The organism is Halosimplex litoreum (assembly GCF_016065055.1).
In the GTDB taxonomy this organism is placed as follows: Archaea; Halobacteriota; Halobacteria; order Halobacteriales; family Haloarculaceae; genus Halosimplex; species Halosimplex litoreum.
The window spans coordinates 760,730-773,379 of record NZ_CP065856.1 but is presented as its reverse complement, the minus strand read 5'-3'; the positions used below and the strand labels follow the sequence as shown (position 1 = coordinate 773,379).

Genomic DNA, 12,650 nt, shown 5'->3' with positions numbered 1-12,650 from the left:
CCATGAGCGACCGAGCCGACGACGCGGAGGCTGCCGACGACCCTGTGCCCGACGAGGACCCGGAGCCCGCGGAGAACATCAGCGGCGGGGACTCGGGTGGCGGCGAAGCCACGGCCTTCGAGCCCGGCGACGCCGAGACTCGCGCCGAGGCCGTCGTCGACAGTCTGGGAGACATCTACTGGCAGAAGGCCTACGGCGGCCGCGACGGCTTCGAGTGTCTCGTCCGCACGGTCCTCAGCCAGAACACCTCCGACGTGGCGAGTCAGCCGGCCCACGACGCCCTGATGGATCGGTACGAGGAACCCGACGGTGACCTCGCCGAATCGCTCGCGGCCGCCGACCAACAGGCGCTCGCCGAGACCATCTCCTCGGCCGGACTCTACAACCAGAAGTCGGAGCGGCTCGTCGCGCTGGCAGAGCGGATCTGCGAGGCGTACGGCGGCGCCGGCGGCTTCGACGAGTTCGTCAAGACGGGCGATCCGAGCGAGGTCCGCGAGACCCTGCTCGACATGAACGGCGTCGGGCCGAAGACCGCCGATTGTGTCCTCCTCTTCTCCGGCGGTCGCGGCGGCGTCTTCCCCGTCGACACGCACGTCCACCGGATCGCCCGGCGGATGGGGCTGGCGCCCGCGGACGCCGACCACGAGGGGGTCCGCGAGGCGCTCGAGCGAGCGGTTCCCGCGGAGAAGTGCGGCTTCGGTCACACTGCCATGATCCAGTTCGGCCGCGAGTACTGCTCGGCACGGAAACCAGCGTGTCTCGACGACCCCGAGGCCTGCCCGCTGGCGGGCCTCTGCGACCGGGTGGGCGTCTCTCCGGCGACGGGCGACGTCGTCGATCCGGCCGAAGCCGCCGGGGACTGACGACGGGAGGCTGTCGGCGGGAGCGGGGCGGTCGGCGGAGACGGGAGGCGAAAGCGGTCAGCGGGAACCGAAGTCGGTGCACGACGGGGCGAGCGGGTCAACCGCCAGCGACGAGGGCAGCCGTGGCGTCGCCATCCGCGGTCCCGTTGCCGGCGGTCGCGTTCGCGGCGGCGGTCGCTTCTTCGATCGGGTCGTCGGTGTACCAGACCTGCAGCGAGCGGTAGGCCGACGCGCGGGAAGGAACCTCGGGGGCGTCGCCGCGGTAGAGGTACGCACGCAGGCGACTGGGCGCGTCGCCGCCGGCCGGTTCGGGGTCGAACTCAAGATACCGGATCGCGCCGTCGCGCAGCGAGAGGTCCTCGCGGACCCGCTCGGTCGCCGAGCGGACGACGGTCGCGTTTTCCCGCCGCTCGACCGTCTCGCGGACGAGGACGACGGTGTAGTCGGTCGGTTCGCCCTCGCCGTTGGCGACTTCGACGTAGATCGGGCGGTCGGCGGCGACGGCGTCGGTGTAGTTGGCGGTGACGTACTCGCCGGAGGCGTTCTGGGTCAGCGCGGCGAACTCGGTGAACTGCTCGTCGGTGCCGGCGGCGTTCGTGTCGGTCGTCGCGAGGACGGCCGTCGCGCCGACGGCGCTGGCGACCAGCAGGAGTCCGAGCACGAACGAGGCCGAGAGGCGAGGTCGGAGGGCGCGAGCGGCCGACCCCGACCCCAGCGCCGGTGACGGGGTGTAGCGCAGGTGTTCGGCGATCTGGCCGCGGCGGTAGACCGCGACGGCGACGGCGCCCAGCGTCGCGACGGTGAGTCCGGCGAGGACCGGGAGCGGCGCGACGGCCCAGGGGCTCGCGTTGACGGCCAGCGCGACGGCCGCGACGACGGCGACGCTCGCCGCGACCGTCAGGCCGGCGCGAACGAACGGACCGATCGCGTCGACGGACGACCCGTTCGCGGACGAGACAGTCGCGCGCGGCCGCCGGGGGTCGGCCCGGCCCCCGCCGCGGGGGTAGCACGCGGCGACGACCGCGTACCCCGGCGCCAACAGGACGACGGGCAGCCCCAGTGCGACGCGCAGCGCCGAGATATCGATCGACAGCGCGACGACGATATCGAAGACGACGACGGCGAGGACGACCAGCGCGAGGTCGACGACGCCGCTCAATCGTGTGGATGACTCGTAGCGCATGGTATCAGGCCCCCGGACGGGTACACAGCTCGGCGTTCTGGTTCTCGTAGACCCGGTTGCTCGCGGCGGGGCAGATCTGGTCGTGGGTGACCCGGCGGGTCACGACGGCGCCGCCGGTGGTGGTGAACTTGGGTGCGCCCGTCGACTGGTAGTCGCGGTAGACCACCCTGTCGTACGGCGGGTCCGTCCCGTCGACGCGAGTGAGGTTGATAGTGTCGCTGAAGTACGCGCCGCTGCTCTTGAACGCCGTGCGCCAGGGGTGGTCGGTGAAGACCGCGCCGGCGCTCTCGGGCGTCGTCTCGCCGATGGTCCCCATGGCGGCGATCTCCGACTCCGAGTAGGCGTACTGGGACCACTGGTCGTCGAAGGTCGGGTCGTCGAGCGTCGCCTTCTGGCCGGCGACCATCGCGAACGGGAACACCAGCAGGAGGACGACGAGCACGGCGGCTGCCGCACGGGCCGAGAACGCCGTCCCGAGGTGGCGCAGCCCGACGGCACCGACGACGGCCATCAGTGCGTACGCGAACGCGAACCACCGGCCTGGGAGGAAGGTGCGGATCCCGAACAGTGGGAGCCCGAGCGAAAAGAAGAGCATCGCGCCGATGGCGACCACGAGGGTGTGGGCGGCCTGGGGCGAGCGGTGGCGCCGGACGAGTGCGAGCCCGCCCAGCACTGCAGCGAACAGGAGCACGAGGAAGCCGACGGCGTCGACGTAGGTCGCCACGCGGATCATCAGCTCCGACGCAGTCTCGGTGCCGACGGTGGCGGCGGCGCCACCCCCACCGCCCGCCTCGCTCCCGGCGAGGTTCAGGAACCCTGCGGAGGTCCGGATCGTCAGCGCCACGATCCCGACCATCCGCGTGAGGAACGGCTCGCCGCCCCAGGGCGTCACCGCCCAGACCGCCCCCGTGAACAGGAGGTGGAAGCCGAACGCCCGGTGGAGACCGACGACGCCCGGGGTCGTGCGCGAGGCGCCGTCGGTGATCGGGTCGCCCGACTCGGCGTCGAGGCTCATCGAACCCGCGAGCCCGGCCGGGGAGGCCCAGCCGACGCGACCGACGACCAGCTGGGCGACGACGGCCGACCCGACGAACACCAGCGAGACGAACGCCGACACCTGGTGGGTGAGCGTGACCGCGACGATCGACCCGGTCAGCAGCGCCCAGTCGGCGTAGCCGGTCTGAGCGTGAAGCAGGCGCGTGACTGCGAAGACGACGGCGAGGAAGAAGACGAGCCCGAGACTCGTCGGGATGACGTGCATCCCCCAGCGGATCGCCTGGTCGGTCGTCGCGAACGCGCCGGTCGCCACCAGTGCCCAGCGGGCGTCCACGAAGTACCGGGCGGTCCCGTAGACGAGTACCACCGAGAGCACGACGACGCTACCGACGACGAGGTACAGCGAGAGCCGGAGCGACACGCCGAGCAGGTCCGAGCCGACGACGGTGACCAGGTGGTGAACCGGGGCGAAGAAGTACTTCGCGCCGGCCAGCGGCGCGAGCGAGTCGGCGGCCTGGACGGCCGCGGCGTACTGGGTGACGTGTTCCCAGCTGTCGACGCCGACGAACCCGGGCGTCGTGAACAGGCCGGTGAACCTGACGACGAACGCGTGGGCCAGTATCTGGGCGAGCACGAGCCGTTCGTCGAGCGCGTCGTCGGCCAGGAAGACGGTCTGCAGCAGCACGAACGCGCCGACGGCGCCGCTCGCGAGCAGAATGCCGAGCGTTCGCGTCCCCGCCAGTGCGGCCCAGGTCACGATGGCGATCAGCGCGATCGCGGTCAGTTCGGCGGCGGCGACGCCGCTGGCGTCGACGGTCGGCTGTCGCCGCTCGGCGTCGTCGTCCCGGTGGACCGAGAAGAGGTAGATACCACAGGCCGCGCCGAGAACGACCGGTACCGTCCGGACGTACACCGACGACGTCAGGACTGCCAGCGGGAGCAGACCGACCGCGACGACGAGGCCGACGGCCGCGACCACGACGTCGAAGCGGGTCTCGGGGAGCCAGGTCGTCGGGTGTCGGTTCACGCCGCAGTCACCTCCCCGTCGAGGGCCCGCTCGTAGACCGAGAGCAGGTCCTCGCCCATGCGGTCGAGACCGAACTCGCGGGCCCGCTCGCGACCGTTCGGGTCGGTCGTCGGCGCGAGTGCGCCGGCCAGCGCGTCGGTCAGCGCCGCGTCGGTGTCGGCGACGGCCGAGCAGTCGACGCCGTCGAGCAGGTCGGGCACGTCGCCGACGGGCGTCGCGACGACCGGCAGGTTACACGCCAGGGCCTCCTTGACGGCGTTGGGCGACCCCTCGCGGTCGGAGGTCAACAGCATGGCGTCGGCGGCGTTCATGTACGTCGGCACCGCTTCGTGGGGAACGCTCGAGACCGCGTGGAGTTCGAGCGGCCTCTCGACCGCTCCCCGGGCTCGCTCGACGACCCGTTCGGCGCGCGGATAGTTCTTCTCGGCGCGCTCGGTGTCGTACGGAAACAGGACGTGTTTCGCGTCGCCGTCCCAGCCGACGGCGTCGACGGCCTCCGCGCGTGGTTCGGGGGCGAACCGGTCGGTGTCGATCCCGTGGGGGACGACCGTCGCCTCGCGGTCCAGCGCGGCCGCCATCTCGTCGGACATGACGACGGTCTCGTCGGCGAAGCGAGCGCACTGCTGGCTGACGGTGCCGTACCGGCCCAGCAGGTCCGACCCCCACAGCGAGAGCACGACCGGCCGCACCGGCTGGGCCAGCGCCGCGGGCGCAGTCAGGCCGTAGTTTGCGTGGACGAGATCTATCTCCCGGTCGCGGGCGGCGCCGAGCACGCGGGCGTAGAAGCGGACGTACGCCGCCAGCGAGCGCCCGCGACCGCCGCCGGGGACCGGGACGACGGTGCAGGAGACGCCGTTGCGCTCGAGCACCTCGACCTGCTGTTCGAAAAACGGCCTCCGGGTCGTGACCAGCTGAAGCGTTCGAACCATCTATCGGTCCACCGTCCGTCGCGACCCTCGCGACACGGACGTCGATACGGCCGACGGCCGGACGGCCTCGTTCCGGCCGGTCGACTGGTTCGAACCCCTCGGCTGTACTGTACGTTCGAGCCCGTTCACACCCGATCGTTCCTCGGTTCGTGCATTGTAATGATGCGACTACGCCGCTTATCACCGCGACTAACGACGCACGCGTGCGTTCGCGGTCCCGTCGAAGACGGAATATAAACCCCGACCGCCCCGATGGATATCGGTCGAACGCTCGAACGAACGGTCCGTACTCGGCCCGCCGAACGCCAGTCGCGGTCCACCCGACCCGCCGGGACGCCGGTCTCGGTCGACCCGACTTGCCGACGTGGCGAGGCGGGAGGGGATGGACCTCGCCGCTGGGACCCCTCCCAACGAGGGGTGGCTCGGACGGGTGTCGTCGGTCTCGCCGCGGTCATGACCACGAGCCGGTGACGTCCTCGATCGCGGTGCGCATCTCCAGACGGATGCCCTCGTGAGCGAGCAACAGGAGCGCGTAGACCGTGACGCCGGCCGCGACGCCGACGGCGACGCGCTGCCAGCCGGCCGGGAGGTACGGTTGCAGGGCGTAGACGGCGACTCCCATGGCCGTCGCCGCGCCGACGCTCCAGGCGATCCGTCCCCACGGAACGACCACGTCGACGAAGCGGGTGACGTAGGTGAGCGCGACGACCGCGGCGGTCGCGGCCGACAGCGTCGTCGCGACGGCCGCCCCGAGGATGCCGAACTGCGGCACCAGCGCGAGATTCAGGACGAGGTTCGTCACGATGGCGGCCACACTCCCGCGGTAGCCCAGGCTGGGCTTGTCCATCGCGAACAGGGACGGACCCAGCACCAGCTGGACCGACCGCAGGATCTTCTCGGTCATGAAGACGACCAGCACGGGGTAGGCGACGACCGTCTCGGGGCCGAACAGCGTCCCCAGCACTTCCCGCCCGAGGACGACCGCGCCGGCGAAGGCGGGGATCGTCAGGTACAGCGGGATCTGGAGCCACTGCTCGAAGGCCGACTCGATCTCCTCGATGCGGTCCTCGGCGTGCCACTGGGAGATCTGCGGGAACAGCGAGGTGCGGATCGCCTCGGTGAGCATCATCGCGACGCTGGCGACGCGCCAGGCGATCTCGTAGGCACCGACGAGCTCGACCCCGACGAACAGCCGGAGGATCGCGACGTCCATCCACTGGTAGACGAAGCCGCCGACGTTGCCGACGAACACGTACCGGCCGAAGTCGACGAGGTCCCGGGCGCGAGCGAGGCTCGGCAGCCCCACCGCGAGATCCATCCGGACGAGCGCGCCCAGCGCCGTCGCGAACCGCCCGGCGATGTAGGCGACGACGAGCGCCCGCGCGCCCCACCCCTGCTCGACGAGCGCGACGCCGACCGCCACCCACGTGAGCTTGCCGAGTACTTTCAGCGCGGCGTTCCTGTCGACGCGCATCTGTCCGGCGAGCAGCCGCAGGGTCAGTCCGCGGCTCTGGGCCGCGACGAGGCCGAGGACGACCAGCGGGACGACGCCCGCGACGCCGACGTACGACTCGACGCGGGGCGTCAACAGCACCAGCGCGCCGATCCACGGCAGCATCAGGGCCACCTTCGAGAGGGCGGCGGTCGTGAGGATCTCGCCGGTCGCGCCGGTCGAGGAGAGCTGTTTCTCGGCGGCCTTCGAGATGCCCAGGTCGACCGGGATACCGAGCATCCCGACGACCGCCTGGAAGACGAAAAACGACCCCATCGGGCCGGTGCCGAGCGTCTGCGTGAACCAGGCGATCGCGGCGAACTCGACCAGCGCGAGGACGATGCTGCCGGAGAACAGCTTCAGGATGGAGTCTCGCAGGTCCATGCTACGTCTCGGTCGGCACGGCCCGTCGACTCGTTCCGGGCGCCGCGGTCGACCGTCGGTCCGTTCGGTGGGTGGCCTCCCGCCGTCGCCTCGCGCGAACGTGCGTCATTCACCTCGCCGTCCGCGAGCGTTCTCCCTTGTTAAACGGCCGTTACCCGCCAGTAAGGCCGTTGTATCGGCGTGGTACGGCCATCATAGCTAATGGCGCGACCCCGGTCGGGCCGCGTATGGACCGAGCGCGCCCCAACGTGTTGTTCGTCTGTGTCGACGCGCTGCGGAGCGACTTCGCGTTCGGGGACTACGGAGCGGACAAGCCCCTCTTCGAGCGTCTCGAACGCGAGGGGACGGCCTTCGACACGATGGTCGCCGCGGCGTCGTCGACGACGCCCTGCGTCGCCAGCTACATGACCGGCACCTATCCGCCCGACCACGGCGTCCTCTCGCTGCGTGACTTCTCGCTCGCCGACGACGCGACGACGCTCGCCGAGGCGTTCGCCGCCGCCGGCTACGACACCTCGGCGTCGGTCACCGGGCCGATCACCGACGACACCGGGCTCGACGCCGGCTTCGACCGCTACGACTACCGCGAGCGCGACACCACCGTCTACACCGACTGGTTCGACGAGTACCGACGCGAACTCGACGAAGCCGAGGGGCCGTGGTTCAGATACCTCCACCTCTGGGAGGCCCACGTCCACAAGGACCTGCCGCCCGACGCCGACGCCGACGAGATCGACTACGACGCGGCCGTCCGCGGCGTCTTCGAGAAGCTCCAGCGCCTCCTGGAGGTCGTCGACCGCTCGGAGACCATCGTCGCTATCACGGGCGACCACGGCGAGGCGTTCCGCGACGGCACCTGGCGCCACCGCGCGTCGATCATCGGCTTCAATCAGGTCCCGATACCGTTCACCGACAAGCGGACGCGAAACGTCCGCAGCGACGTCTACGACCAGTACCTCCGGCCGCGGGGCATCGAGACCGAGGAGTGGTACAACTCCCTGCGGAAGGCCAGCGCCACCGAGTTCCCCAACGCCTTCCACCGCATCGGCCACGGCTACCACGTCTACGACTTCCTCACGAAGGTCCCGTTCGCCGTCGCCGGCCCGGGCGTCCCGACGGGCGGTCGCGTGACCGACCAGATTCGCTCGGTCGACATCTTCCCGACGCTGCTCGACGCGGCCGGGGTCGACCGGCCCGACGAGGTGTCCGGCCAGGACGTCCTCACGGGGTCGATCGAACACCGACCGGCCCACGTCCGCGCGGTCGGCGCCTCCGGCGAGCGCGAGCGCTGGCTCGACGGCGTCCGCTACGAGGGCTGGAAGTACGTCCAGGGGCGGAACCGCGAGCTGTGCCAGCTGTTCGACCTCGAATCGGACCCGAAGGAACTGGAGAACGTCGCCGACGAGTTCCCCGAGGTCGTCGAGCGATTGGGCGGGATCGTCGACGAGCACGTCGCCCGCGAGCGCCAGCTGGAGACGACCGCCGTCTCGGAGGGGGCCGAACAGCGGATGACCAGCCGGCTCGAAGACCTGGGCTATCTGTAGCCGTCGCGAAGAAGCGTCGGCGGAGGGCCGAAGCGGGATCGAGACCCGAGTCGGGGTTCGGCGGGCTACCGCGGGCAGCCGACCGTGTCGTCGGAGGGGCGCTTCTCGCCGTAGTGGTTGGTGTCGAAGTTCACGTTCCGGAACCGGTTCGAGTGGGGCTGGATGATCGACTCCTCGCCCCGTCCCGGCGCCGGCTGTCGCGGGTTGTGGAACCAGTTGTGGTGGATGTCGGCCACGTCGTCGGGCACCCCGCGGATGCTGACGTGGGATTCGGGGTCCTCGCCCGAGTTGATGTGTTTCGTCGGGACGAACGTGTTGTGGTGGATCTCGAGCGTGGACCCACCCGGTCGGTGGGTGCCGACCTGGTAGGCGACGGCCTTGTCGCCGAAGTGGTTGTACCGGACTTCGTAGCCGGCGGTGCCCTGGTTCGCGACGGAGTGACGGTTGTAGTTGAAGCGGTTGTACTCGACCAGCGTGCTGTCGCCGCCGATGCAGAGGACGCCGTAGCCCAGTCCGTCCATCGGGTTGGAGTGGATGTGTGAGTGGTGGACCCGCGCCGAATGCAGCAGCTTCACGGCCGAGTAGGTGAACCCGGCGATCTCGACGTTGTCGATCTCACAGCCCTTGCCCTCGACCACGACGCCGCTGTGGACCGGACGGCGGTACTCGATGTACTCGTCGTTCGGCGCAGTGACCCGCAGGCCGGTGATACGGACCTGGTTCCCGGTGTGGAGCGGCCCTTCGCCGTACACCTCGTCGGCGCGGATCTCTCCGCCCTTCGCGCCGTCGACGCCGCGGTTCGAGGCCAGCGTCACGCCCGATGGGACGGTTAGCTCCCGCTTCCCGACCGCGATCGTCGCCGACGGATCCACGTAGACCACGTCGCCGCTCGACGCGCCGTTCAGCGCCCGTTCGAGCCCGCCGACGTCGGAGACGACCGTGGTGGCAGCCGACTTCGGCACCGTATCGGGGTACCCTTTCCCGCCGCCCAGCACGTCGCTCGCGGCCGGGAGCGAGTTCAGCGTTCCCTTCTTCGCGACGGCGGCGGGGTCGACCCGGACGCCGTCGACGCGGAGGTCGAACTCGCCGCTCGTCGGCGAGAACGAGGTGATCCGGCCCTCGAACGTGTAGGTGTCGCGGCCCCACGAACCCACCGCGCCGGTCGCGGTTCGGCTGCCGTCGTCGTTCTCGGTGACCGAGTCGTTGCCCTCGGCGTCGCCGCGGACGGGTTCGACCGCACCCGTCGCGGTGAACTCGTACCCCACGCCCTTCGAGCCGGTACTGTCGATCTCGATCCGGCGTCGGCTCCCCGACCCCTTTGCGGCCCGTCCGCTCCCCGCGACGAGTGGGACGGCCGCCGCCGCGCCCGCAGCCGTCAGAAACGACCGTCGTCCGAGCCCACCCGAACCGCCCGGTAGGGCCCGATTACGGCCGTCTCGTGTTTCGCCACCCGTCGGTTCGCTCTGGTTTCCGAACACCATATCGCGGTAGGTCGCCGCTTCTGAGATAAGGCTATCTGCAGTCGCGGTGCGGACAACTCACGCTCGCGCGCCGATTCCGTGCCGGATCCGTCCGAGTGGTTGCGGCTTGTGGTGTTTTGCGTCGGCGGGCCACCACCGAGACGGCCACCGAACGGGGAGCGCGCTCGCGCGCCACCCTCTCGACGGGGCCCCGTCGCGACGCGAGAAACGTATGCTTACTGTTCGCACGGCGCGTGCGACCGACTCTCGCGTGCGCGCGAGAGGAATCGAACCGCCCGGAACGAAACCGGCCAGAGAGACGGTCGCGTCGGGTCAGGGACAGCCGATGTCGTCGTCGGCCGGTTCGTCGGCCCCGTAGTGGTTGTTCCGGTGGTCGAGGTTGGTGAACTCCTCGACGTGGGGCTGGATGACCGACTCCCGGCCGCGACCGGGATCCGGGCGTCTCGGGTTGTAGAACCAGTTGTGGTGGATGTCGGCCACGTCGTCGGGTACCCCGCGGATGCTGATATGCGACTCGGGGTCCTCCCCGGAGTTGAGGTGCAGCGTCGGGACGAACGTGTTGTGGTGGATCGAAAGCGTCGTCGCGCCGGGGCGGTGGGTGCCGACCTGGTAGGCGATGGCGTCCTCGCCGAAGTGGTTGTAGCGGACCTCGTAGCCCGCGTAACCGCGGTTGGCGACGGAGTGACGATTGAGGTTGAACTCGTTGTACTCGACGAGCGTGTCCCCGCCCTCCTGGTTGCAGACGATCCCGTAACCCAGCCCGTCCATCGCGTTGGTGTGGATGTGCGAGTGGTGGACGTAGGCGGCCTCCTGGAGCTTGACGCCGGCGTAGCTGAACCCGGAGATCTCGACGTTGTCGATCTCACAGCCGGTCCCCTTGACCGTCACGCCGCTGTGGACCGGGCGGCTGTAGTCGACGTACTCGGTGATCGGGCCGCTGACTCGCAGCCCCGTGACCCGAACGTCGTCGCCGGTCTGGAGGGGCCCTTCGCCGTAGACCCGGTCGGCGCGGATCTCCCCGCCGTCGGCGCCGTCGATACCGCGGTCCGACGCCAGCGTCACGCCCGAGGGGATCGTCAGCTCCCGGTCGGGGACGTCGATGCTCGCCGAGGGGTCGACGTACACCACGTCACCCCTGTCGGCGCCGTTCAGCGCGGACGCGAGTTCGCCGCGCGTGGAGACGATCACGTCGGCCGCGGACTCGGGGACCGTCCCCGAGTAGCCGTCGCCGCCGCCCATCACGACGGCCGGCTCCGGCGGGGCCTCGTACCCGCTCAGGTCGACCGCGTCGCCGTCGACCCGGACCTCGGCGTGGTCGACGTCCGGTCCGAACGTCAGCACCTCGCCCCGGACGGTGAAGGTGTCGCCGTAGCCGTTGCCGGTGTAGCCGTCGGCGCGCCACGTGCCGTCGTCGTTCTCGGTGACGGAGTCGTTGCCGCTGGCGGCGTTCTCCGCCACGTCGGTGACCTTCCGGATCTCCCCGGTGGCGGTGAAGGCGTAGTCCAGTTCCGAGGGGTCCTCGGTCGTCAGCACCTCGACCGTGTGCCGTTCCGGCCGGAACTGTTCGAGGTCGATCGCGGTGCCGTCGACGCGCACCTCGACGAACGGCTCGACCGGGCCGAAGTCGGTCAGCGTCCCCTCGAAGGCGTAGGTGTCGCCGTAGCCGTTGCCGGTGTAGCCGTCGGCGGTCCAGGTGCCGTCGTCGTTCTCGGCGACCGAATCGTTGCCGCTGGCGGCGTTCTCCTCGGCGTCGTAGTTCGGTTCGATCTCGCCGGTGGTCGTGAAAGTGTAGTCCAGTTCCGAGGGGTCCTCCGTCGTGAGTACCTCGATGGTGTGTCGCTCGGAGTCGGGTTCGGGCGCGGAATCGAACGGGGTCAGGTCGACGGCGACGCCGTCGACCCGCAGCTCGGCGAACGGTTCGACGGGGCCGAAGTCGGTCAGCGCGCCGTCGAAGTAGTAGGCGTCACCGTAGCCGTTGCCGGTGTAGCCGTCGGCTGTCCAGGTGCCGTCGTCGTTCTCGGTGACGGAGTCGTTGCCGCCGGCGGAGTCGTCGCCGTTGTCGTAGTTCGGTTCGATCTCGCCGGTAGTCGTGAAGGTGTAGTCCAGTTCCGATGGGTCCTCGGTGGTCAGCACTTCGATCGTGTGGTCGTAGTCGACGACGACGTCGTCGACGGCGACCGCTTCGCCGTCGAGGTAGAGTTCGAACGAGCCAGTCGCCGAGAAGTCGACGATCCGGCCGGCGACGGTGTAGGCGTCGCCGAAGCCGTTGCCGGTCTTGCCCGTGGCGGTCCAGGTGCCGTCGTCGTTCCGCGCGACCGAGTCGTTGCCCTCCGCGGAGTTTCCCCCGTCGGCGGTGTCGGGGACGATCTCGCCCGTCGCGGTGAACTCGTATTTGACCGTGAGGCCGCCCGTCTCGGTCCGCTCGTCGGTCGAGACGATCGCCAGGTGGCGTGTGGTCGGTGCGGCTGCAGTCTCGCCGGCGAGAAGCGTGCCGGCGGCAGCGGCCCCGGCGCCGAGCTTCAGAAAGGAGCGCCGTCCGAACTCGTCGCCCGGTAGTTGCCGGGTACGACGAGTTTCCCCGCTCGTGCTATCCGGTTCGTCCTGGTTACCGTTCTCCATATCGCGGGTAAGCCGTATCTACTGGGAAAAGGGTACCTGCGGGGACGCTACCCGATACGACCGGGTCGCCGGCCGTTGCGTTCGATTCCGTGCCGATCGATTGCGACGTACGTATCGGATCGTGACGGATAC

At 70.1% G+C, this 12,650-nt stretch carries 8 protein-coding genes; 2 read left to right on the top strand and 6 right to left on the bottom strand.

Features of this window, described 5'->3' with window-relative positions; genetic code table 11:
- Positions 1–2 precede the first annotated feature (2 nt).
- On the top strand, positions 3–863 hold the full coding sequence (locus I7X12_RS03775; protein WP_198062544.1) for an endonuclease III domain-containing protein: 861 nt from the start codon (positions 3–5) through the stop codon (positions 861–863).
- Between the two features lie 97 nt (positions 864–960).
- On the opposite strand, the gene I7X12_RS03770 is transcribed toward I7X12_RS03775, so the two are convergent.
- From I7X12_RS03770 to I7X12_RS03755, 4 genes are all read right to left on the bottom strand, one after another.
- Positions 961–2,046, bottom strand: a complete 1,086-nt coding sequence (locus I7X12_RS03770; RefSeq protein ID WP_198062543.1) for a DUF1616 domain-containing protein — start codon at positions 2,044–2,046, stop codon at positions 961–963.
- Between the two features lie 4 nt (positions 2,047–2,050).
- Positions 2,051–4,069 (bottom strand): hypothetical protein, encoded by a 2,019-nt coding sequence (locus I7X12_RS03765; RefSeq protein ID WP_198062542.1) that lies wholly within the window; start codon positions 4,067–4,069, stop codon positions 2,051–2,053.
- Positions 4,066–4,998, bottom strand: a complete 933-nt coding sequence (locus I7X12_RS03760) for a glycosyltransferase (protein WP_232343020.1) — start codon at positions 4,996–4,998, stop codon at positions 4,066–4,068. The genes I7X12_RS03765 and I7X12_RS03760 overlap by 4 nt, the downstream gene beginning before the upstream one ends.
- A gap of 451 nt (positions 4,999–5,449) precedes the next feature.
- Complete coding sequence (locus I7X12_RS03755) at positions 5,450–6,874, bottom strand: oligosaccharide flippase family protein (protein ID WP_198062541.1); 1,425 nt, start codon at positions 6,872–6,874, stop codon at positions 5,450–5,452.
- A gap of 227 nt (positions 6,875–7,101) precedes the next feature.
- Here I7X12_RS03755 and I7X12_RS03750 point away from each other — a divergent pair, with 227 nt between their 5' ends.
- Positions 7,102–8,418: a sulfatase family protein gene (locus tag I7X12_RS03750; protein WP_198062540.1), complete on the top strand. Its 1,317-nt coding sequence runs from the start codon at positions 7,102–7,104 to the stop codon at positions 8,416–8,418.
- A gap of 65 nt (positions 8,419–8,483) precedes the next feature.
- On the opposite strand, the gene I7X12_RS03745 is transcribed toward I7X12_RS03750, so the two are convergent.
- Positions 8,484–9,899 (bottom strand): right-handed parallel beta-helix repeat-containing protein, encoded by a 1,416-nt coding sequence (locus I7X12_RS03745; RefSeq protein ID WP_198062539.1) that lies wholly within the window; start codon positions 9,897–9,899, stop codon positions 8,484–8,486.
- Between the two features lie 312 nt (positions 9,900–10,211).
- Entirely contained in the window at positions 10,212–12,518 is a 2,307-nt protein-coding gene (locus I7X12_RS03740) for a right-handed parallel beta-helix repeat-containing protein (RefSeq protein ID WP_198062538.1), read from the bottom strand.
- Between the last annotated feature and the right edge of the window lie 132 nt (positions 12,519–12,650).

What these genes read in the sequence shown, in the direction of transcription:
- I7X12_RS03775 (WP_198062544.1), top strand. Translation starts at nt 3, where the DNA reads ATGAGCGACCGAGCCGACGACGCGGAGGCTGCCGACGACCCTGTGCCC.
- I7X12_RS03770 (WP_198062543.1), bottom strand. Translation starts at nt 2,046, where the DNA reads ATGCGCTACGAGTCATCCACACGATTGAGCGGCGTCGTCGACCTCGCG.
- I7X12_RS03760 (WP_232343020.1), bottom strand. Translation starts at nt 4,998, where the DNA reads ATGGTTCGAACGCTTCAGCTGGTCACGACCCGGAGGCCGTTTTTCGAA.
- I7X12_RS03755 (WP_198062541.1), bottom strand. Translation starts at nt 6,874, where the DNA reads ATGGACCTGCGAGACTCCATCCTGAAGCTGTTCTCCGGCAGCATCGTC.
- I7X12_RS03750 (WP_198062540.1), top strand. Translation starts at nt 7,102, where the DNA reads ATGGACCGAGCGCGCCCCAACGTGTTGTTCGTCTGTGTCGACGCGCTG.
- I7X12_RS03745 (WP_198062539.1), bottom strand. Translation starts at nt 9,899, where the DNA reads ATGGTGTTCGGAAACCAGAGCGAACCGACGGGTGGCGAAACACGAGAC.
- I7X12_RS03740 (WP_198062538.1), bottom strand. Translation starts at nt 12,518, where the DNA reads ATGGAGAACGGTAACCAGGACGAACCGGATAGCACGAGCGGGGAAACT.